General features: G+C 63.6%; 16 protein-coding genes. 9 read left to right on the forward strand and 7 right to left on the reverse strand.

The window, feature by feature from the left end; all coding sequences use genetic code 11:
• The first annotated feature begins 10 nt into the window (after positions 1–10).
• The 3 genes from ATN38_RS32150 (at position 11) to ATN38_RS32160 (ending at position 4,788) form a co-directional block, all read left to right on the forward strand.
• Complete coding sequence (locus ATN38_RS32150) at positions 11–1,300, forward strand: ribonuclease D (protein WP_050656618.1); 1,290 nt, start codon at positions 11–13, stop codon at positions 1,298–1,300.
• A gap of 161 nt (positions 1,301–1,461) precedes the next feature.
• A complete protein-coding gene (locus ATN38_RS32155; RefSeq protein WP_003942598.1) occupies positions 1,462–2,682 on the forward strand; it encodes a thiolase family protein in 1,221 nt (406 codons plus the stop codon).
• Complete coding sequence (locus ATN38_RS32160; RefSeq protein ID WP_007732875.1) at positions 2,683–4,788, forward strand: 3-hydroxyacyl-CoA dehydrogenase NAD-binding domain-containing protein; 2,106 nt, start codon at positions 2,683–2,685, stop codon at positions 4,786–4,788.
• A 65-nt stretch (positions 4,789–4,853) separates the two neighbouring features.
• Here ATN38_RS32160 and ATN38_RS32165 read toward each other — a convergent pair whose 3' ends face one another.
• Both ATN38_RS32165 and ATN38_RS32170 read right to left on the reverse strand, forming a co-directional pair.
• Positions 4,854–6,425 carry a GMC oxidoreductase gene (locus ATN38_RS32165; protein WP_030536877.1) on the reverse strand — a complete coding sequence of 524 codons (1,572 nt, stop codon included), beginning with the start codon at positions 6,423–6,425 and terminating at the stop codon, positions 4,854–4,856.
• A 102-nt stretch (positions 6,426–6,527) separates the two neighbouring features.
• Positions 6,528–7,079, reverse strand: a complete 552-nt coding sequence (locus ATN38_RS32170; protein ID WP_030536878.1) for a TetR/AcrR family transcriptional regulator — start codon at positions 7,077–7,079, stop codon at positions 6,528–6,530.
• A 125-nt stretch (positions 7,080–7,204) separates the two neighbouring features.
• Between ATN38_RS32170 and ATN38_RS32175 the strand changes: the two genes are divergently transcribed.
• Both ATN38_RS32175 and ATN38_RS32180 read left to right on the forward strand, forming a co-directional pair.
• Positions 7,205–8,221, forward strand: coding sequence for an iron-siderophore ABC transporter substrate-binding protein (locus ATN38_RS32175; protein ID WP_073513390.1), 1,017 nt, complete (start codon positions 7,205–7,207; stop codon positions 8,219–8,221).
• A gap of 350 nt (positions 8,222–8,571) precedes the next feature.
• The gene (locus tag ATN38_RS32180) at positions 8,572–10,014 is read left to right on the forward strand and encodes a sugar porter family MFS transporter (RefSeq protein WP_003942633.1); all 1,443 of its coding nucleotides are present in this window, start codon (positions 8,572–8,574) and stop codon (positions 10,012–10,014) included.
• An 88-nt stretch (positions 10,015–10,102) separates the two neighbouring features.
• Here ATN38_RS32180 and dxs read toward each other — a convergent pair whose 3' ends face one another.
• Positions 10,103–12,049 carry a 1-deoxy-D-xylulose-5-phosphate synthase gene (gene dxs / locus ATN38_RS32185; RefSeq protein WP_007732868.1) on the reverse strand — a complete coding sequence of 649 codons (1,947 nt, stop codon included), beginning with the start codon at positions 12,047–12,049 and terminating at the stop codon, positions 10,103–10,105.
• 252 nt (positions 12,050–12,301) lie between these two features.
• Between dxs and glsA the strand changes: the two genes are divergently transcribed.
• Positions 12,302–14,128 (forward strand): glutaminase A, encoded by a 1,827-nt coding sequence (gene glsA, locus ATN38_RS32190; protein WP_218749370.1) that lies wholly within the window; start codon positions 12,302–12,304, stop codon positions 14,126–14,128.
• A gap of 9 nt (positions 14,129–14,137) precedes the next feature.
• Complete coding sequence (locus ATN38_RS32195) at positions 14,138–14,767, forward strand: SIMPL domain-containing protein (protein ID WP_218749371.1); 630 nt, start codon at positions 14,138–14,140, stop codon at positions 14,765–14,767.
• A 51-nt stretch (positions 14,768–14,818) separates the two neighbouring features.
• Here the strand turns inward: ATN38_RS32195 and ATN38_RS32200 are convergent, their stop codons facing one another.
• From ATN38_RS32200 to ATN38_RS32215, 4 genes are all read right to left on the reverse strand, one after another.
• Positions 14,819–16,465 carry an MDR family MFS transporter gene (locus tag ATN38_RS32200; protein ID WP_007732863.1) on the reverse strand — a complete coding sequence of 549 codons (1,647 nt, stop codon included), beginning with the start codon at positions 16,463–16,465 and terminating at the stop codon, positions 14,819–14,821.
• Between the two features lie 5 nt (positions 16,466–16,470).
• Positions 16,471–16,959: a MarR family winged helix-turn-helix transcriptional regulator gene (locus tag ATN38_RS32205; RefSeq protein ID WP_003942624.1), complete on the reverse strand. Its 489-nt coding sequence runs from the start codon at positions 16,957–16,959 to the stop codon at positions 16,471–16,473.
• Between the two features lie 154 nt (positions 16,960–17,113).
• On the reverse strand, positions 17,114–18,382 hold the full coding sequence (locus tag ATN38_RS32210) for a class I SAM-dependent RNA methyltransferase (protein WP_050656625.1): 1,269 nt from the start codon (positions 18,380–18,382) through the stop codon (positions 17,114–17,116).
• 48 nt (positions 18,383–18,430) lie between these two features.
• On the reverse strand, positions 18,431–20,425 hold the full coding sequence (locus ATN38_RS32215) for an APC family permease (RefSeq protein ID WP_007732857.1): 1,995 nt from the start codon (positions 20,423–20,425) through the stop codon (positions 18,431–18,433).
• Between the two features lie 171 nt (positions 20,426–20,596).
• Between ATN38_RS32215 and ATN38_RS32220 the strand changes: the two genes are divergently transcribed.
• Both ATN38_RS32220 and ATN38_RS32225 read left to right on the forward strand, forming a co-directional pair.
• On the forward strand, positions 20,597–21,262 hold the full coding sequence (locus tag ATN38_RS32220; protein ID WP_003942587.1) for a TrkA family potassium uptake protein: 666 nt from the start codon (positions 20,597–20,599) through the stop codon (positions 21,260–21,262).
• An 86-nt stretch (positions 21,263–21,348) separates the two neighbouring features.
• Positions 21,349–22,011 carry a TrkA family potassium uptake protein gene (locus ATN38_RS32225; protein ID WP_003942632.1) on the forward strand — a complete coding sequence of 221 codons (663 nt, stop codon included), beginning with the start codon at positions 21,349–21,351 and terminating at the stop codon, positions 22,009–22,011.
• The last annotated feature ends 28 nt before the right edge of the window (positions 22,012–22,039 follow it).

The following is a 22,039-nucleotide window of genomic DNA, read 5'->3' on the forward strand; positions in this document are numbered from 1 at the left end:
GTCAGTGACCATGTCCGAAGTCACCGATGATGCAACCGAGCCCACCTCCGACGTAGTTCCGCTGCTCGTTCCGCGTGACGGAGTTCCGGACGTCATCACCACTGCCGCCGGTGTCGCCGACGCCGCGGCCGCGCTGGCCTCCGGCCACGGCCCGCTCGCCGTGGACGCCGAGCGCGCATCCGGATTCCGCTATTCGGCACGGGCGTACCTGATCCAGCTTCGACGCGAAGGAGCAGGATCGTTCCTTCTCGACCCGATTCCGACAGCGCAAGACCTGCAGCCGTTGGCCGAGGTGATCAACCCGTTGCAATGGGTGCTGCACTCTGCCGATCAGGATCTCCCCGGCCTCGCCGAACTGGGCCTGACGCCGGCCGAACTGTTCGACACCGAACTGGCCGGACGACTGGCCGGGTTCGAGCGAGTCGGACTCGCCGCGATCGTGGAACGAACCCTGCGAGTGGAACTTCGCAAGGGTCACGGGGCTGCGGACTGGTCGACACGTCCGCTGCCGGACGCCTGGTTGAACTACGCCGCCCTCGACGTCGAAGTGCTTCTCGAACTGCGCGACGCAATGGAAGCCGAACTCGAATCCCAAGGCAAGCTCGAGTGGGCGAAGGAAGAGTTCGAGTACATCCGTCTGGCCGGCCCGCCCAAGCCCAAACCGGACCGCTGGCGTCGTACGTCGCACATCACCTCACTCAAGACCACCCGTCAGTTGGCGGCAGTACGGGCGCTGTGGCAGGCGCGCGAGGATCTCGCACGCAAGCGCGACGTGTCTCCGAGTCGGGTTCTTCCTGACTCCGCGATCATCGATGCCGCTCTCAAAGATCCTCGGTCGCTGGACGCGCTCCGCTCGCTTCCCGTCTTCGGCGGACCACGTCAACGCCGTTATTCGCGTATCTGGATGGACGCACTGGAAGCCGCGCGGAAGCTCCCCGACAGCGAGCTTCCGCCGAAAACCCCGCCCATCGTCGGGCCGCCCGCTGCCGGCCGCTGGGCCCGCCAGGATCCAGCGGCGGCTGATCGGTTGACCGCGGCGCGCGCAGCACTGTCGGACCTGAGCAAAGAGGTTTCGGTGCCCGTGGAGAATCTGCTCCAACCCGACCTGGTCAGGCGCCTGTGCTGGGACTGGAAACTGGAACCCGACTCGGACATCGCCGAAGTCGAGAGTGCGATCGAGACCAAGCTCACTTCCGGTGGCGCACGTGGCTGGCAACGCACTTTGACCGTTCCCGTCCTCGCCGAGGCACTGAACTCCGTGGTCCCGGCCGAGCCCGAAGTGGAAGAGCCGGAATCCTGACCTGACCCCGGTGTGAGGTTGGAGCAATTCGGCACGTTAAGTTACCGGTCAGTAATGGGCAGTAGTACGCTCGATACGAGGCCGGACGCCTGGCCGTGATCGCCGAACCAACGTCTCACCGCCCTTCGGTGCGGTGGGCAGCTCCATCAGGAGGAATTCGCGTGGCTCCATCCACAAACAACCAACGCAACGTCGTCTTCGTCGACGGCATTCGCACCCCGTTCGGCAAGGCCGGCCCGAAAGGCATGTACGCCGACACGCGCGCAGACGATCTCGTCGTCAAGGCGATTCGTGAGCTGCTTCGCCGCAACCCGCAGCTCGATCCCGCACGGATCGACGAAGTTGCCGTTGCAGCCACCACGCAGACCGGCGACCAGGGCCTGACCATCGGCCGCACCGCTGCGATCCTCGCCGGTCTCCCCGAAACCGTTCCAGGATTCGCCATCGACCGCATGTGTGCCGGCGCGATGACCGCCGTCACCACGACCGCGTCGGGCATCGGCTTCGGCCAGTACGACGTCGTGATCGCCGGTGGCGTCGAGCACATGGGTCACCACCCGATGGGTGAGGGCGCAGACCCCAACCCGCGTTTCCTCGCCGACCGCCTGGTCGACCCGAGCGCCCTCGTGATGGGTAACACCGCCGAGAACCTGCACGACCGGTTCCCGACCATCACCAAGGACCGCACGGACGCCTACGCCGTCAACAGCCAGAACAAGTACGACGCTGCCAAGAAGGCCGGCTTCATCGCCGACACCCTGGTCCCCGTCGCCACCCGCAGTTCCGCGGGCTGGGGTCTGGCCACCGAAGACGAGCCGCCGCGCCCCGGAACCACCGTCGAAGATCTCGCGAAGCTCAAGACGCCGTTCCGCCCGGCCGGACGCATCACCGCCGGTAACGCAGCCGGACTCAACGACGGTGCCACCGCAGCACTGCTCGCCGGTGAGGACACCGCAGCCGAGCTCGGCCTGCCGGTCGGCATGCGCATGGTGGGCTTCGCCTACCAGGGCGTCGACCCCGCCGTCATGGGCATCGGCCCGGTTCCCGCCACCGAGAAGCTGCTGGCACGCACCGGCCTCAAGATCGAGGACATCGGACTCTTCGAGATCAACGAAGCGTTCGCCGTTCAGGTCCTCGCGTTCCTCGAGCACTACGGAATCGCCGACGACGACCCGCGCGTCAACCAGTGGGGCGGCGCCATCGCGTGTGGCCACCCTCTCGCTTCCTCGGGCGTTCGCCTGATGACGCAGCTCTCCCGCCAGTTCGCGACGCGTCCCGACGTGCGCTACGGCTTGACCACCATGTGCATCGGCCTCGGCATGGGCGGCACCGTCATCTGGGAGAACCCGAACCACGCTGACTACCAGGCAGGAGTTAACTAAATGTCTGATATTGCAACAGCATTCGCCGACGAGGTCGTGACGAACGCCTACACGAAGATCATCTCGGTCCCCGGCATCGAGGGCCCGTTTGCACTGATCACCCTCGACAACGGCTTCGACCACACCAAGCCGTCGTCCTTCGGTCCCGGCGGACTCGCAGCATTCGACGCCGCCCTCGACGAAGCCTTTGCCGCCAACCCGGTTGCCATCGCCGTCACCGGCAAGCCCTTCATCTTCGCCGCCGGCGCGGATCTCAAGGGTGTTCCCGCGATCACCTCTCGTGAGCAGGGACTCGAGCTGGGCCGCTTGGGTCACAAGGTGTTCCGACGCCTGCGTGAGTCGTCCGTTCCCACGTTCGCCTTCATCAACGGTGTCGCTCTGGGCGGCGGCCTCGAGGTCGGACTGCACAGCCACTACCGCACGGTTGCCGCCAATGCGGGCGCACTGGGTCTTCCGGAAGCATTCCTCGGTCTGGTCCCCGGTTGGGGCGGAACGCAGTTGCTCCCCAACCTCGTCGGCCCGTCGAACGCCGTCACCGTGGTTATCGAGAACTCGCTGAACCAGAACAAGGTGCTCTCCCCCAAGAAGGCACTCGAACTCGGCGTCGTCGACGTCGTTCTCGACTCTGCCGACTTCATCGAGCAGTCCCTCGCCTGGGCGTCGCAGGTCCTCGCCGGCACAGTGACCCCCGCTCGCCCCGAGATCGATCGTGGCCAGGGCTGGGACGACGCGATTGCTCGTGCGAAGGCGATCGTCGACGGCAAGACCAAGGGCAACGCTCCCGGCGCCGTCAAGGCCGTCGAGTTGCTCGAACTGGCTCGCAGCACCGACATCACCGATGCCGCCTCGCTCGACAAGGGCTTCGCGGCCGAGGACGAGGCTCTTGCCGATCTTCTGCTGACGGACGAGCTCCGGGCTGGTCTGTACGCCTTCGATCTGGTGAACAAGCGCGCCAAGCGTCCCGCCGGAGCACCCGACCGCTCGCTCGCTCGTAAGGTCAGCGGCGTCGGCATCGTCGGCGCCGGCCTCATGGCCAGCCAGCTCGCGCTGCTCTTCGTCCGCCAGCTCAAGGTGCCGGTCATCCTGACCGACATCGACCAGGAACGCATCGACAAGGGTGTCGGCTACGTCCACACCGAGATCGAGAAGCTCCAGGGCAAGGGACGCCTGTCCCCCGACGCTGCGAACCGCCTCAAGGCGCTCGTCTCCGGCTCCCTCGACAAGGCCGCGTTCGCCAAGACCGACTTCGTCATCGAAGCCGTCTTCGAGAACATGGACGTCAAGAAGAAGGTCTTCGCGGAACTCGAGCAGTTCATCGCTCCCGAAACCATCCTCGCCACCAACACGTCTTCGCTCTCCATCACGGAGATGGCGTCCGGCCTCGAACATCCCGAGCGTGTGGTCGGCTTCCACTTCTTCAACCCGGTGGCCGTTCTTCCCCTCCTCGAGATCATCAAGGGCAGCAAGACCGATGATGCCACTCTGGCAACGGCTTTCGCCACCGCGAAGTCGCTGAAGAAGTCCGCCGTCCTCTGCGGCGACAAGGCCGGCTTCGTCTTCAACCGCCTCGTCACCCGCACCTTGGGTGAGGTCATGTCCGCCGTCGACGAAGGCACCCCCTTCGACGTCGCAGACAATGCCATCGCCGAACTCGGCATGCCCATGTCGCCGTTCACCTTGCTGGCCCTCGTCGGACCCGCAGTGGCACTGCACACCGGTGAGACCCTGCAGGAGTCGTACCCGGACCGGTTCAAGAGCTCACCCGGACTCGAAGCACTCGTCGAGGCCCGCAAGCCCGGCGTGTGGACCTGGGGCGAGAACGGTCAGGCCGTCGACCCCGAGGTCGCCGCACTGTGGCCGCAGGGTGACAAGGTGTCCACCTCGGAAGAGGTCCTCGAGCGCACACGTCGTGCATTTGCCGAGGAAATTCAGATCATGCTCGACGAGGGCGTCGTCGCGGCAGCCGAGGACATCGACCTCTGCCTGCTGCTCGGCGGCGGATTCGGATTCTGGAACGGCGGCATCACGCCGTACCTGGACCGGACCGGTACCTCCGAGGCCGTCAACGGCAAGCGCTTCCTCGCGCCCGGTGTTGCCAGCGTCTGAGTCAGTCGATCGACCCGTCACGGACGGCGTGCCCTCGGGTACGCCGTCCGTGACGTTCTGCAGGCTCAGAAGAGTGTTCCCACATCGTCTTTCACGATGTTCTCGAGCGCGCGCTCCGCCACTGCGGCGATAGTCATCGACGGATTGCACGCAGCGGAGTTTCCCGGCAGCAAAGCGCCGTCGAGCACGTACAACCCCCGCTGGCCCAGAACCCGCCCATCAAGATCGCACACCGAGTTCATGCAGGCACCGCCTAGGGGATGCCAGGTGGACGGCAGTAACGCGTTGGTGTCGGTGAGCAGTCCTCCTGCCGCGATCTGCTGGGCCGCAGGTCCGATGTGGCCTTGCTGGATCGCCGAATCCCCGTCCTTCGGCCAACGGAGCACCGCCTCACCCCGCGCCGAGTCGTACACGAACCGACCTCGGTCGCGGCTCACACCGAATCCGACCATCACCGTGCTGTGAGCGTCGAACGCAACGGGCGGGAACGACGCCTGAATGACGGTGAACGCGTTATGCGGGTCGTCCCAGTTCCGGCTGCCGTAGACGACCGGCCCGCCCTGCGTCGCACCGAAGTTCTCGGCGAGATCCGACCAGATGTAGATCCGATCGGCATTGGTCCCCCACCCTGCGCCGAGCTCGTCCGGCAGATCCGTGATCCGCCCCGTCGCCGCGGCGCGGACAAGGAGTTTGGTGGTGTTCATGCTGCCTGCAGCCATCACGAGCGCATCCGTCGTCAAGATCTTGTTCTCGAGAATCTTGCCGGAAATGTCGGTCCGGTCCACGTACACGCGCCACCGTCCGTCGGCAGCCCGCTCGACATCGGTGACCTGGTGCAGAGTCTCCACATTCACCAATCCGGTCGCTTCCGCAGCCGCAATGTAGGTGACATCCACCGAATGCTTGCCACCGTTGTTGACACCGAGCGCGCCGTCACCGTTGGTGTAAGACGGCTTCATCTCACCCCTCAGTTCGGCCAACGCGAAGTTCCAGTCGATCGGCATCGGAATCTTCGACACGGGTAGACCGGAACGCGTTGCGTTACGCGCGAATACACGTGCCGCCTCGTAGTTCGGGCTGGAAATCAGTTCGTCTGGTGCAGTTTCCACTTGCAGCATCCGCGCCACCCGCGGGTAATGGACGCGGTCCATTCGTGCGTAATCGAGCTCCTCCGGAAAGTGCGTGTTGAAGACCGCTTCTTCCGGTTGCAGCGTCATCCCTTGGTACACAAGCGATCCGCCGCCCACACCGGCTGCGCAGATCGCGGTCATGTTCTCACCGGTCACCGTCTCCAACAAACCCGCGTATGGCTCGAAGATCGCCGGCCTGCCGAACAGAGTCGGGTTTGACTGATGCCAGAGGATGCGCTTGTCCGGACTGGCTGGGTGCGGAAAAGTTTCGGCATTCGGCCCGGTCTGCCACCGAATCCCTCTCTCCAGCAAAGTGACCGGAACCCCCGCCTCGGCCAGGCGAAGTGCCGTCACCCCGCCGCCGAACCCCGATCCGATAACCACGACACGGTGCACTTCACGTGTCAGCGGAATCCCTGTTGCAGCCCTGGCAGTGCGTGGCGCCATCATCGCGACTCCCACGGCGGCCGTACCGGCCAAGAACGATCTACGTTTCACTCCGGACATGACTGGTGCTCCCTCGAAGAATGTCGCCAGAGAATTCCGGGCACGCCAAAACTAGACACTCTGACGCTCGAGTGTCAAGGTTTTGGCGGAGCAGGCAAGGAACTACGAGGTCGACCGGATTGCGGGCCCGAGCCACCTCAAGAGAAAGGCCCGCAAGGAGTCGTCGGAATGTACGAGGTCACTGTCGAATGCAACAACCGAAAGCCCCAGTCGCACGGCAATTTCCACTATCTCATCCAACTCCGCCTCGGTGGCGAGGCCACGTTCGACCATAGGGGTGAGCATCTGACCAGCGAAAGGTATTGCTCGACTCATCATTTCGAGATCGAAGACAGGGTTTCCCCGCTCGGCGAGGAGCAGAGTCGCGAGCACCGGGTGAGCACGCACGGCAGTTCGCGCGGCAACGATGAATTCGACGACGTATTCACACGCCGTGTCGACCGACTCCACCTGTGCCGTGATCTCCCCGAGAACCTCGACAGCGAGACCGCCCATCGCCTGGGAGACGACCTCTTCACGTGTGCCGAAAATCGAGTACACCGTCTGGCGCGAGACACCGGCCGCGGTGGCAACTGCGGCAATGTTCACAGCCTCGAATCCGCCACCTTCGATCAGTCCGAGGGCGGCACCGAGAATCTTCTGCTGTGATCGCACGAGGAAAGTATTGCCCACCGAAACGGTGCACTGAGAAACGCGGTCCAGATCCGACTCCCCACCTGCATAAACGGCACAATCGGTTTCGTTTGGCTGCCGAAATTCAGTAGGTTAGGCTGCCCTTCATGAAAACTTCTATTCGGGGCTTCACTGCCCTCGGTGCGGCTGCAATCGCGGTCACCGCGCTTGTCTCGTGCTCCTCGGATTCAGGCACATCCACGCCATCCCAAGGTACGGGCGGATTCCCCGTCAGCATCGAGAACACCTTCGGCACCACGACCATCGACTCGAAGCCCGAGCGCCTCGTCACCCTCGGATGGAACGCGCAGGACATCCTGTACGCACTCGATCTGACTCCGGTCGGACAGCCCAAGTACACCTACGGCGCGGACGACAACGGCGTCATGCCGTGGGCGCAGGACTACTTCGACGCGGACAAGACAACGCTCTTCGACATGCCGGCCAGCGGAGAACCGCCGATCGAGTCCATCGCGTCGTTGACCCCCGACGTCATCCTCGCGCCGTACGAGGGCTTCGAGGAATCCGTCTACAACCAACTGAGCAAGATCGCACCGACGGCCGCCTACCCCGGCGCGGCCTGGCAGACATCCTGGCAGGACCAGACCCGCATCGTCGGCAAGGCAGTCGGCAAGAGCGAAGAGGCCGACAAGCTCGTCGACGGCCTCGACGCGACTCTCGCCGATACCGCCACAGCCCACCCGGAGTTCGCCGGAAAGACATTGGCAGTGGTCAACTTCGACACCGATTCGAGCAACATCAACGTCTATCTGCCCACTGATCCGCGGGTCCAGGTGCTGACCGAACTCGGGTTCGTCAACGCACCGGGCGTCGAGAAGCTAGCCGCGGAAAATGCAGGTGGATCGTTCTTCAAGACGATCTCCTACGAGAACATCGCCGACATCGACGCCGATGTGATCGTCGGCTTCACCGACGGCTCCGGTGATCCGTCCGGCATACCCGCAGTCGGTGGACTCGGCGCGGTCAAGCGTGGATCCACCGCCTTCCTCAGCGACACCCGGGTCATCGGCGGACTGAGCAACGTCAACGTCCTGAGCACGCCGTGGGTCCTCGGCCAGATCACACCGACGTTGAGCGAAGCCGCAAAGCGCGCCTCGGCCTAGAAACGAGATTTTCCCGACAACCCTCTCCGGCGTGATCCGTATCGAACGGCTCGCCGGAGAGGCGGGTGACCCGGAAATTCATGGCGAAGGATCTCGAAGACATCGCAGCAAAAGCCGAGCGTCTCTCGGGCGAGTAAAGCGCCCTCACCTGCACTTACCATATTGTTTGCATACTAACTGCAATCAATACGACATTACTGTGTCAAGCTGATTCTCTGCGGGAATGGACTCAGCTGGGTAACGGCGCGTGAGTCCCCGCCAAATCTGTCCCGGTGGGCGTAGCGTGCAGAGTGCTCGCGGATGGATCGGCGCATCGGGGTGTCGACCGTAGGGCCTTTGAGGGGGCAGGAATGGCATTCAGCGGAACCGCCTCCGGCGGAGGATCAGGCGCTACTCGCGCCGACGTCGGACATGCAGTGCTCTTCGCCGGCGCCGCCGCGCTCGGCGGTTTTCTGTTCGGATACGACACCGCCGTCATCAACGGGGCGGTCGGTGCGATCCGAGACAAGTACGACATCGGCGCCTCGGGCACCGGGCTCACGGTCTCACTGACTCTGCTCGGCGCAGCACTCGGCGCCTGGATCGCAGGCACACTCGCCGACCGACTCGGCCGCATCCGCGTCATGCAGATAGCCGCGGTGTTGTTCATCATCGGCGCCGTAGGCTCCGCAATTCCGTTCAGCGTCTACGACCTCACGTTCTGGCGCGTGGTCGGCGGCCTGGCAGTGGGTTTCGCGTCAGTCATCGCCCCGGCCTATATCGCGGAGATCTCCCCCGCCGCGATTCGCGGACGTCTCGGCTCGATGTACCAACTGGCGATCGTTCTCGGAATCGCCGTGTCGCAGTTGGTCAATTACGCCCTCCAGGCCGCGGCCGGTGGTGATCGCAATCAGATCGCAGGCCTCGAAGCCTGGCAGTGGATGCTGATGCTCGAGGCGGTTCCCGCAGTCCTGTACCTGATCATGACAACCACGATTCCCGAATCTCCACGGTTCCTCGTGGCGCAGGGCAAGGACGATCGTGCTCGCAAGATCATCTCCGATCTCGAAGGTGGAGATCACGACGCCGTCACCGAACGCATGAACGAGATCCGCGAATCTCTGACGGAGAAGCAAGCCAAGACCACAGTCCGCCAACTCTTCTCGAAGCGGCTCGGGGTCTCCCATCTGGTGTGGGTCGGTATTGCACTCGCCGCATTGCAGCAGTTGGTCGGTATCAACGTGATCTTCTACTACTCGAGCACCCTCTGGCAGGCGGTCGGATTCGGCGCCGACCGGTCCCTGCTGATCAGCGTCGTGAGCGCCTTGGTCAACATCGTCGGTACGTTCGTCGCCATCGCCGTCATCGACCGGGTCGGTCGAAAGCCGTTGTTGCTGGTCGGTTCCGCCGGTATGGCCATCTCACTGGGCACCGCAGCGTTCTGTTTCCATTCGGCAACAGTGACCAAGAACGAGATCGGCGAATCCGTGGCCACGCTGACCGGAGCCAATGCCACTATCGCTCTTATCGGGGCGAACGCATTCGTGTTCTTCTTCGCTCTGTCCTGGGGCCCGGTCGTCTGGGTGTTGATCTCCGAAATGTTCCCCAACCGCGTGCGTGCTGCAGCAGTCGGAATTGCGACCGCCACCAACTGGGTCGCGAACTTCCTGGTGTCCTGGACGTTCCCGGCACTGGCCGATTGGAATCTGTCGTACACCTACGCCGGCTACGCCGTCATGGCAGCGTTGTCACTGTTCGTCGTCCTGCGATTCGTGAAGGAAACGCGAGGCAGCACACTCGAATCCGTCCAGTAGCGAGATCTCACGGTTTCACACCGAAAAGCGGTGGCCCTCGGATTGATCCGAGGGCCACCGCTTTTCGAGATTATCGTGAGACGAGCCGTCAGCCTTGCGCGACTTCGCCCTGAGCCGAAGCCGAGGACGCGTCTTCCTGGACGTGGACGCCGACGCTGCCCATCCCCGCCACCCAGCCGGTGATCTTGCGGGAGAGGTCCTGAGCCGTGAGTCCGAGTTCCTTGTGGATGGCTTCGCGGCTGGCGTGATCGAGGAACTGCTGGGGAACGCCCATGTCGCGGCACGACGTGTGCACTCCGGCGGCACGCATCGCGGCCGAGACCGTCGAACCGATGCCGCCGTGCAGACCGCCGTCTTCGATGGTGACCACGAGGGCGTACTTGTCCGCCATCTTCACCAGCGAATCCGCGACCGGCAGAACCCATCGCGGATCAACGACGGCAACCGAGATGCCCTGCTTGTCGAGCCGCTCGGCAATCTCGAGTGCCAGGGATGCAAACGGGCCCACCGCGACGAGGAGCACGTCGCCGCGCTCACCCTCGCTGGACTTGAGAACGTCGACCATTCCGTCGAGTCGCTTCACGGCCGGAATCGCTTCGGGTACAGCGCCCTTCGGGAAACGAACGACGGTTGGGCCGTCGTCGACGAGAAGCGCCTCGTCCAGCTCTTCCCGCAGCGTGTCGGCGTCACGCGGTGCCGCGACGCGGATTCCGGGGATGATTCCGAGCAGCGAAAGATCCCAGACGCCGTTGTGGCTGGCGCCGTCGACTCCGGTGACCCCGGCGCGGTCGAGCACGACTGTCACCGGTTGCTTGAGCAGAGCGACGTCCATCAACAACTGGTCGAAAGCCCGATTGAGGAAGGTCGAGTAGATAGCAACGACGGGGTGAAGTCCGCCCAGTGCAAGACCGGCGGCCGAGGTCATCGCATGCTGCTCGGCGATACCGACGTCGAAGATCCGATCGGGGAACTTCTCACCGAAGGCCGCGAGGCCGGTGGGCCCGGCCATCGCCGCGGTGATGGCGACGATGTCCTCACGACGCGAAGCCTGCTCGATCAACGCGGCCGAGAAGACCGACGTCCAGTCCGGCGCGGACGACTTGGTGCCGCGACCGGTGACGGGATCGATGACACCGGTGGCATGCATCTGGTCGGCCACGTCGTTCTCGGCGTGTGCGTAACCGTTGCCCTTACGAGTGACGGCATGGACGATGACCGGTCCGCCGTAGGCCTTTGCCCGGCGCAATGCCGATTCCATGGCGGCTTCGTCGTGTCCGTCCACCGGTCCGAGATACTTGATACCCAGATCGGTGAACATGACCTGAGGGCTGACCGCGTCTTTGAGACCCGCCTTCATTCCGTGCAGGACGGAGTACGCGGTGCGCCCCACCCAGGGCAGTCTCTTGACCATGCGTCGGCCACTGTCGAGGGCGCGCTCGTAACTCGGCGCAGTGCGCAGTGCCGAGAGATGGTCGGCGAGTCCGCCGATGGTCGGTGCGTACGAGCGACCGTTGTCGTTGACGACGATCACCACCGAACGGTCCTTGCCTGCCGCGATGTTGTTGAGAGCTTCCCAACACATTCCGCCGGTCAGCGCGCCGTCACCGACGACGGCAACTACGTGGCGATTCTGACCCGTCAGCGCGAAGGCCTTCGCGAGGCCGTCGGCATAGGACAACGCGGCGGAAGCGTGAGAGGACTCGACCCAGTCGTGTTCGCTCTCGGCGCGGCACGGATACCCGGACAGTCCACCCTGCTTACGCAGAGTGTCGAACTGATCCTGACGACCGGTGAGGATCTTGTGTACATAGGCCTGATGGCCCGTGTCGAAGATGATCGCGTCCTGCGGCGAGTCGAAAATTCGGTGCAGTGCGAGGGTCAACTCCACGACGCCCAAGTTGGGCCCGAGGTGACCACCGGTCGCAGCGACCTTCAGCACGAGGAACTCACGAATCTCGTCGGCCAACTCCGTCATCTCGGCGTGGCTCAACTGACGTAGATCGTCAGGACCCTGAATGCGGGCAAGAACACCCAACGAGATCGCTCCCTCCGTGCTTCACAGCTGCACCGGTGCGCGCCGCGGCTGTCTTCGCGACAGTGCTGCCAGTCTACGGAGCGTTCCGGCGAACCGACACGCGGACTCGGCCCGATTCCGGTGTGACTTCGCGTAACAGCGAAATCCCGCGGATCGCTCGTGATCGCAATCACAGACAAATGGGATCCGTCGCGATCGACTCGGCAACTCTTCTTCCACAAAACGACCGCCATGTCAGCTTAAGGTCGACGTATGGGAACTGTGGTCGACGACCTGATAACGCGAGTGTTCGACGAAGTCCGATCACTCGACGAAGGCGAGTTGGCCGACTACATCCCCGAACTCGCGGCGGTCGCCCCCGATTCGTTCGGAATCTGCATCGCCACCGTAGACGGTTACGTCTACGAGATCGGTGACTCGCGAATCCCGTTCACCATTCAGTCGATCTCGAAGCCCTTCACCTACGCCTTGGCTCTCGCCGATCGAGGAAGCGAGGCGGTTGCCGCGAAAATCGACGTCGAACCATCCGGCGAGCCGTTCAACGAAATCAGCCTCGACCCGCTCACCGAACGGCCACGAAACCCCATGATCAATGCCGGGGCGATCACCGCTGCATCACTGGTTGCCGGACCGAATCCCGAGGCCCGCTTCGAGCGCATCCGCTCGGCGTACTCGCGATACGCAGGCCGCGAGCTGACCTTCAACGAAGCCGTCTACACCTCCGAGGCCCGCACCGGTCACCGCAACCGTGCGATCGGCCACATGCTGCGATCCTTCGACGTCATCACCGGCAATCCCGACGAGGCCGTCGACCTGTACTTCCGTCAGTGTTCGATCGACGTGACCTGCCGTGATCTGAGTCTGATGGCTGCGACGATGGCGAACAACGGCGTCAATCCGCTCACCCACGAGCGTGCGCTGGCACCCGCAGGCGTCGAACAGGTCCTCAGTGTCATGGCAACCTGCGGGATGTACGACGGCGCCGGCAAGTGGCTGGTAGAGGTCGGATTGCCGGCCAAGAGCGGTGTCGGCGGCGGAGTGCTGGCGGTTCTGCCGGGCCAGATCGGCATCGCCGTGTACTCCCCCAGGCTCGACGTTCACGGCAACAGTGTTCGCGGAGTTGCTTCTGCCCGGGCACTGTCGAAGGAACTCGAACTGCACTTCCTCCACGTGACGCGGGCGTCACGCTCGTCGATCCGGGCCAGATACAGCGTCATCGAATCACCGTCGCGAGTACGACGCACCCCGACCGAACAAGCCGTGCTCGACGACGTCGGCAAGCGCAGCCGGGTCTACGAACTGCACGGCGATCTCCTCTTCACCGGTGCCGAATCGGCGGTCCGCGAAATCGGCTCGGTGGACGAGGGCCTCGAAGTTGTCGTCATCGACGTCCGCCGCGTCGACGACGCCAGCGACGTCGCGGTGCGCATGATCACTGCACTGCAGGTTCAACTGGCCGAGCAGGCTTGTGCGGTGGCCGTCGTCGATCCGCAAGGACTGCTGGGACAACGAAGTTCGAGCATCGACCCCGCCAGAAGAAGTGGTCGGGTTTTTGCGGATCTCGATTCCGCCATGCAGTGGTGCGAAGACACGCTGCTTGCGGTGCATTGTGAGGCCGATCGGCAGGCGTCGACGATCTCGATCGAGAACCACCCAGTTCTCGATGCTCTGTCCGCGGCGCAGATCGAGGGATTCTCCGCAGAGTTGGAGACGCGAACCTATGCCCGCGGCGAGAAGATCGCCCGCCGAGGCGAAGCGGCCTCGGGGTTCTATCTGATTCTCAGTGGCCAGGTCAGCACCATGTTCACCGACGCGCACGGGGTCGAGCACCGCATCACGACGCTCTCCGCCGGAATGACGTTCGGCGAGATGACGATGTTCCTCGACACTCCGTTCCTCAACGACATCCGCGCCGATTCCACGGTCACCGTGGCCGTGCTGACTCCGGAGCGATATGCAGAACTGACCGCACAGGCACCCGAGTTGAAACTTGCGCTTCTCGAACGACTGGCTGCGGGCGCCTACGAGCAATTGGACCTGATGTTGCGGAGTGTCATATCCGCCGGACGAATCGGATAGGAACCACACGTGCCCACCACCGCCTTCACCTCGGAGCCGTCCACTGTCACGGTGACCGGAACTGCCACTGCAACAGCTGTTCCCGACATCGTGCGATTGACGATCGGAGTATCGGTGACACAGACGGCCGTTTCCGACGCATTCGACGCCGTCGCGCGTCTGTCCACTGCGCTGACCGAGACCCTGCACGCGCGCGGTGTGCGCGGAGCGGACCTCACCACCGCCGGGCTGAGCGTCCATCCGCAGACTCAGTGGAGCGACGGAGGCCGCCAGGAGACAACAGGATTCACGGCATCGACAACTTTCCGAGTCGTACTGCGAGAGCTGGAGCCGGAAGCGGCGAACTCCCCCGCTGCCGTCATCGCGGCATGTGTATCGGTGGGTGGCGACGCGATTCGGCTCGACGGACTGGAGTTCGATCTCGACGACCGCAGCGATCTGGCGACAAGAGCACGCGAATTGGCCTGGACGGCAGCCGAATCGAAGGCCAGACAGTTCGCAGACCTGGCAGACAAAGATCTGGTCGTGCCGATGCGCGGACGTGTCGCGGCGATGAAAGCGGATTCGGCCCCGATAGCCGTCGAACGCGGAGAGATCGAAGAATCGATCTCGGTCCGCGTTCGATGGGCTATGGCGTGACAACAGTAATTCAGAAGACGCGGCCGGCAGTAGACCAGCCGGGCTTGCGGATCAGCGAGTGAGGTTCTTCTCCTCGTTCTTCTCTTCGCGTTCTTCTTCGAACTTCTGCTCGGCGTCGGGGGTTGCCATGTCGATGGTGGTGCGCAACGGACGGTTCGGGATGAAGATGACCGACACGAGCGTGACCACGGCGACGACCGCTGCGACCAGGAAGATCCGTCCTGTTGCGTCGCCGTAGGCGAACCGAACGATCTGCGAGACGAAGTCAGGCATATTGCTCAGGTCGAGGCCGTCCTGGAGGCTCTTGCCAGCTACTGCCTGCTGCTCGGGCGGCAAGGTGGAGACCGAATCGACTGTCAGTGTCTTGACGCGGGTCGCAAGAATCGAACCGAGCACCGACACGCCGATCGCGCCGCCGAAGGTGCGGAAGAACGCCACGATACTGCTGGCCGCGCCGATGTTCTCGACGCTGACCGTGTTCTGCACGGCGAGCACGATGTTCTGCATCAGCATGCCGGTACCGAGACCCACGATGGCGATGAAGATTCCGATGGTCCAGAGGCTGGTTGCGTGGTCGATCGTCGACAGCAGCCCGAAACCGACCAGCAGCAGAACTGCGCCGGCGACGATGAAGGGCTTCCACTGACCGAACTTGGTGATCAGCTGGCCCGAGCCGACCGAGGCGACGAGCATGCCTGCGACCATCGGAATGGTGAGCAATCCGGCTTCGGTGGGATCGAATCCGCGTGCGGTCTGGAAGTACTGCGTCAGGAACGTCGTCGCGCCGAAGAGGCCGACACCAACTGCGATCGAGGCGATGATCGCGAGAGCCGTGGTGCGCTCGGTGATGATCTTGATCGGCAGGATCGGATCCTTGACCTTGGATTCGACGAACATCGTCAGGCCGAGCAGGGCCAGACCACCGATGACGAAGAAGGCCGACTCCTTCGAGAACCAGGCGTAGTAGTCGTCCTGACCGGCAAACGAAACCCAGATCAGCAGCACGCTGACACCGGCGGTGAGCAAGGTGGCGCCCATCCAGTCGATGGAGACGTTGTCCTTCTTCACGGTCTCGACGTGCAGTGTGCGCTGAAGCAGGAACAATGCGATGACTGCCAGCGGAACACATACGTAGAAGCACCAGCGCCAGCCGGCAGTGTCCACGAGGACGCCGCCGAGGATCGGTCCACCGGACATCGAGACGGCCATGGCCGCACCCATGTATCCGGAGTAGCGACCGCGATCTCGCGGCGGGATGATCGTGCCGATGATGGCTACGACGAGAGCGGTCAGACCGCCCATACCGATGCCCTGGATGACACGCGCACCGAGCAGCAACGGAACGTTGTGCGCCGCGCCGGCGATGACCGAGCCGATCACGAAGATGACGATCGCGGTCTGGACCAGGACCTTCTTGTTGTAGAGGTCGGCAAGCTTGCCCCAGATCGGCGTCGACGCCGCGGTGGCGAGCAACGCTGTCGTGATGATCCAGGCGTACTGCGTCTGAGTTCCGTGCAGTTCACCGATGATCGTGGGAAGCGCTGTGGAAACGATGGTGCTACTGAGCAGCGCGGTGAACAGCGCTGCGATGAGTCCGGTGAGTGCTTCGAGAATTTCGCGGTGAGTCATCGCGCCCGCTTCGCGAGCCGATCCGTCACCTCCGGTACTTGCCCGGGTTTCTCCTACTGTTGCTGCCATGTGCCTTATCTCCCAATACTTTCTACGCCCGTGTGCGGAACTGCCGGTGAGGCCTGCCGATTCGATGCGCCGAACGTCTCGTTGAGACGTTGCAGCGATGTCACTGCGGCCATGGCCTCTTCCTGGCTCCAGTCTTCGAGCATGTTGCGCAAACGCGCCGCACGCCGCTGCGTGGTTCTCCGTAAAACGTCGTGTCCCTCTTCCGATACTCGGATGCGGAACGCCCGCTTGTCAGCCGGATCGGGATTTCTCTCGACATACCCAGCGTCGACCAGATCCGACATTTGTCGGCTGAGCGACGACTGACTGACACACAGATCGACGGCCAATTCGTTCTGTCGGCACTCCCCACGCGCCGCCAGCATGAACAACACACTGACCAGCGCAGGCGGCAGCAGGCTGTCTGCACCGGTGGTGACCGCGGCTCGCAGCGATCTGCCGAACATGAAGATCGTGTCGACGAGCGCTTGGGCCGTCTCCGGCTGTACCGACATTGCCTACCCCTGAATTCGAGTGGCCCGAACGAGCCGTGACTTGAAAACGGAAAACTACTTGCAGAACGAAACTATACGATTAGTTGCGTAATGCAAGCAACTGTTGTGAACGCGAGAAGCGTCACACCGTTTCAGGGAAAGATTTCGGGACGTCTCAGCGTTCGAGGAGCGCGATGCACTCCATGTGGTGAGTCTGGGGGAACGCGTCGAACGCCCGGAGGCCACCGATTCTGAAGCCCTGCTCCAGGTAGAGGCCGATATCGCGACCGAACGACGCCGGGTCGCACCCGATGTGGACTATCCGCTCAGCGCCCGTTGAGGCGAGAGCTTCCACGACCGGACGGCCGGCCCCCGCACGTGGCGGGTCGAGCACGACGACAGCAGGCGAACGCTCCAGATCCGCGATGATGTTCTCGACGCGGGCGCTGTGGAAGCGCACCTGACCGAGATCGGACAGCGCTGCCTGCCCGTCCGCGACTGCACGCGCCGAAGATTCGACGGACTCCACCACGCCGGACGGCCCGACAAGCTCGGCGAGCACAGCTGCGAACACGCCGACACCGCCGTAGAGATCCCAGGCCGTGTCCGCGGTAGCGGCTCCGGCCCACTCCCCGACCACCTGTGAGTACGCGGCCGCAGCGCCGCGATGGGCCTGCCAGAAACCGGTCGCGGCCAGCGCCCATTCTCGACTGCCGACGCGCTCGGTCACTGTGTCCGATCCGATGGCAACTCGGGTCTTTCGCGGGCCGCCGCTTGCCGCTCGGCGTGCCATCGCGCCGCGTCGCCCGGGCGTCCGCCGTCCCGTCTTGGACACCGCGGGTGCCGCGATTTCCACGACGTGCCGCTCGCCCGCAGCGTCGAGAACGACCTGCAGCTCGCTACCTGGCGCCCACTGCGCACCGCCGAGACCGTCGTACGCGCTCTGATCGATCTGGGTGCACCGCAGGTCTGTGACGATCCGGTTGCTGCGGTACGCGTGGTATCCGGCGACACCGTGCCCGTCCACCGCCAACCGGACTCGCGTGCGCCAACCCGTTCCGCCTCCGGTTCCGGGCAGTTCCTCTACCTCGACGTCCGATTCGACACGAGCCAGTCGCAGAAGCTGCTCCCGCACGACCGAGGTCTTCATCTCACGTTGGACGCTCAGATCCGCATGCGAGTAGTCGCAGCAGCCCGCCCCGCCCGGGCCGGAGATCGGGCATGTCGGATCGATCCGATGCGGAGAAGCGTCGAGAACGGTGATCGCGTCGGCGCGGCAAAACGATCCGCCCTTGTCCTCGGTCACCCGGACCAGCGCACGCTCCCCCGGCAAACCGTGACGGACGAACACGACCCGCCCCTCGTGCCGGGCGACGACGAACCCGCCGTGACCGGGGTTGCCCAGATCGACCTCGAAGGTCTGTCCGGTCCAATTCTCACTCAACGAACTACGCCTGCCATTTCGATGTTGCCGATCATTTTTCGCCGGTGATCATTTCTCGCCGGTGTCGTAACCGCGACGCGTGGCGCCTGCGGTCTTCTCGATGTCGAGCGGCTTCGCCTTTGCCGACGAACTCAGCTGCCACGGAACGCTGGTCACCATCACGCCGGGCTGGAAAAGCAGACGACTCTTCAGACGAAGCGCGCTCTGATTGTGCAGGATCTGCTCCCACCAGTGTCCGACGACGTACTCGGGAATGAAGACGGTGACGACGTCACGCGGAGCATCGCGTCGTACACGCTTGACGTAATCGAGAACCGGCTTGGTGATTTCGCGGTACGGCGACTCGATCACCTTGAGCGGAACCGTCACGTCGCTCTTCTCCCACTCACGCACGAGTGCACGGGTGTCCGGCTCGTCGACGTTGACCGTGATGGCTTCGAGGGTGTCCGGTCGCGTGGCTCGCGCGTAGGCGAGAGCTCGCATCGTCGGCATGTGCAACTTCGAGACGAGCACGATCGAGTGCGTGCGGCTGGGCAGTACGCCGTCCCACTCCTGCTCCTCGAGCTCGGCTGCGACGCTGTCGTAGTGCTTGCGGATCATCTTCATCACGATGAAGATCGCGACCATCGCGACGATGGCGATCCATGCGCCGGCAGCGAACTTGGTGATCAGAACGATGATCAAGACGGTGGCGGTCATTGCCAGACCGATCGAATTGATCACTCGCGAGCGCTGCATACGGGCCCGTTGCGCCTTGTCGGTCTCGGACTTCAGATGCCGAGTCCAGTGCTTGATCATGCCCGTCTGGCTGAGCACGAACGAGACGAAGACGCCGACGATGTACAACTGGATGAGCTTGGTGACCTCGGCGCCGAACACCACGACGAATGCGATGGCAGCACCGGAGAGGAAGAGGATTCCGTTGCTGAATGCCAGTCGGTCGCCGCGCGTGTGCAGCTGACGCGGTAGGTACCGATCCTGCGCCAGGATCGATCCGAGTACCGGAAATCCGTTGAACGCGGTGTTCGCGGCCAGAACCAGGATCAGTGCCGTGACGATCGCCATGAAGAAGAAACCGATCGGGAAACCACTGAACACGGCTTCGGCGATCTGCGCGATCAAGGTCTTCTGATGGTAGCCCTCCGGCGCTCCGACCAGCTGTTCCTGCGGATTGTGTGCGTAGACGATGCCGATCTTCTGAGCCAGGATGATGATGCCCATCAGCAGGACGATGGCGATCGACCCGAGCAGCAGCAAGGTCGTGGCAGCGTTGCGCGACTTCGGCTTCTGGAACGCCGGTACGCCGTTGCTGATGGCCTCGACGCCGGTCAGTGCGGCACAGCCCGAGGAGAATGCGCGGGCGATCAGGAACGCGAAGGCAATTCCGTACAGATGCGAATCCTCGGCGTTGAGCGTGAACGACGACGATTCCGCGTGCACATCCTCACCGAGGACGTAGATCCGGAAGAATCCCCACCCGAGCATCAGGAACATGCCGACGATGAATGCGTAGGTCGGAATTGCGAACGCGGTCCCCGATTCACGGATACCGCGAAGGTTGACCGCGGTCAGCAACACGATCGCCGCAACCGCGAACAACACCTTGTGCTGCGCGACGAACGGCAGAGCCGAGCCGATGTTCGACGCCGCCGACGAGATCGACACGGCGACCGTCAGCACGTAGTCGACCATCAGCGCACTACCGACGGTCAGACCGGCGGTCGGGCCGAGGTTGACCGTCGCGACCTCGTAGTCGCCGCCACCGGAGGGGTATGCGTGGACGTTCTGGCGGTAGCTCGCCACCACCACAGCCATGACGATGGCGACGGACAATCCGATCCAGGGTGTGTACGCATACGCGGAAATACCCGCGACGGAGAGAACCAGGAAGATTTCTTCGGGGGCATACGCGACGGACGACATCGCGTCGGACGCGAAGACCGGTAGTGCAATTCGCTTGGGTAGCAGCGTGTGCCCGAGTTTGTCGCTTCGGAACGGCCGACCGAGCAGGAGCCGCTTGGTAGCGGTCGAGAGCTTAGACACGTGCAAAGCGTAAGCCGTCTCGCCCGATTCGGAGTCATCAGAGCCCCAACTTCACCTTTTGTCGTGACAACCGGCACGCGAGCGACCGTTGTACTTGCTCTTCCCGTGAGGGGCTGTACCGTTCGATTCGGCGTGCAATCGCGCCATGAGGGTCCATGAACGGAGTAGGGCGTGTATGTCGTCATCATGGGGTGCGGTCGAGTGGGTTCTTCCCTCGCCGCGTCTCTGACCAGGATCGGACATGAGGTCGCCGTCATCGACCGCGATCAGAGTGCGTTTCTGCGTCTCGATCTCGACTTCCCGGGAACCAAGGTTCTGGGAATGGGGTTCGACCGTGACGTGCTGGTCCGGGCGGGAATCGAGCGGGCCGACGCCTTTGCCGCGGTGTCCTCGGGAGACAATTCCAACATCATCGCAGCGCGAGTCGCACGCGAGACTTTCGGCGTCGAACGCGTCGTCGCACGTATTTACGACGCCAAGCGTGCCGCCGTTTACGAGCGACTCGGCATTCCCACGGTCGCCACCGTGCCGTGGTCGACGGATCGTTTCCTGCACACGTTGACCAAGGAAAGTCAGACTGCGAAGTGGCGCGATCCTTCGGGCACTGTCGCCATCACCGAACTTGCCCTGCACGAGGATTGGGCGGGCAAGCCGATCGCGCTCCTCGAGGGCGCGACCAGTTCGAGAGTCGCCTTCATCATCCGCTTCGGGACCGGCATTCTCCCCGACCGCAAGACTGTCATCCAGGCCGACGATCAGGTCTACATCGCCGCCGTGTCGGGAACCGTCGCCGAAGCTGTCGCACTGGCCGGCAACCCGCCGCCGAGCGACGACTGAGGGAGGCCGCAGATGACTGATCCGTACGCCGCCCCCCACAACAAGACTGCGACTGTGTTGCACTACAACGTGATTGGAAGTTCTCGATGAAGGTCGCCATCGCCGGAGCCGGCGCCGTAGGCCGTTCCATTGCGCGAGAGCTGATTCGAAGCTCACATGACGTCATGCTGATCGAACGCAAACTCGATCACATCGAACCGGAGTCGGTGCCCGAGGCGAAGTGGGTGCACGCGGACGCCTGCGAACTCAGCAGACTCGAGGACGCGTCGATGGAGTCGTACGAGGTCGTGATTGCCGCGACCGGAGACGACAAGGCAAACCTGGTCCTCAGTCTGCTCGCGAAAACCGAGTTCGGTGTTCGCCGAGTTGTCGCCCGCGTCAACGATCCCCGCAACGAGTGGCTCTTCGACGAGTCCTGGGGCGTGGACGTCGCCGTCTCGACACCGCGGATGCTCGCTTCGCTCGTCGAAGAGGCCGTCTCGGTCGGTGACCTGGTCAAACTGATGACACTGCGGCAGGGACAGGCCAACCTCGTCGAGATCACGTTGCCCGACAACACACCTCTTGCCGGAAAAGCCGTCAAGAAACTCGAACTTCCGCGAGACTGCGCACTGGTCACCATCCTGCGTGGCGGACGCGTGATCGTCCCGCAGATGGACGATCCCATCGAAGGCGGGGACGAACTGCTCTTCGTTGCGGCCGTCGACGCCGAGGATCAGTTGCGCGTTGCACTCCGCCTGGAGAATTGACCGACGAACACACTGACGACGAAAGGGA

The organism is Rhodococcus sp. FH8 (genome assembly GCF_019266085.1).
GTDB lineage: Bacteria > Actinomycetota > Actinomycetes > Mycobacteriales > Mycobacteriaceae > Rhodococcus_F > Rhodococcus_F qingshengii.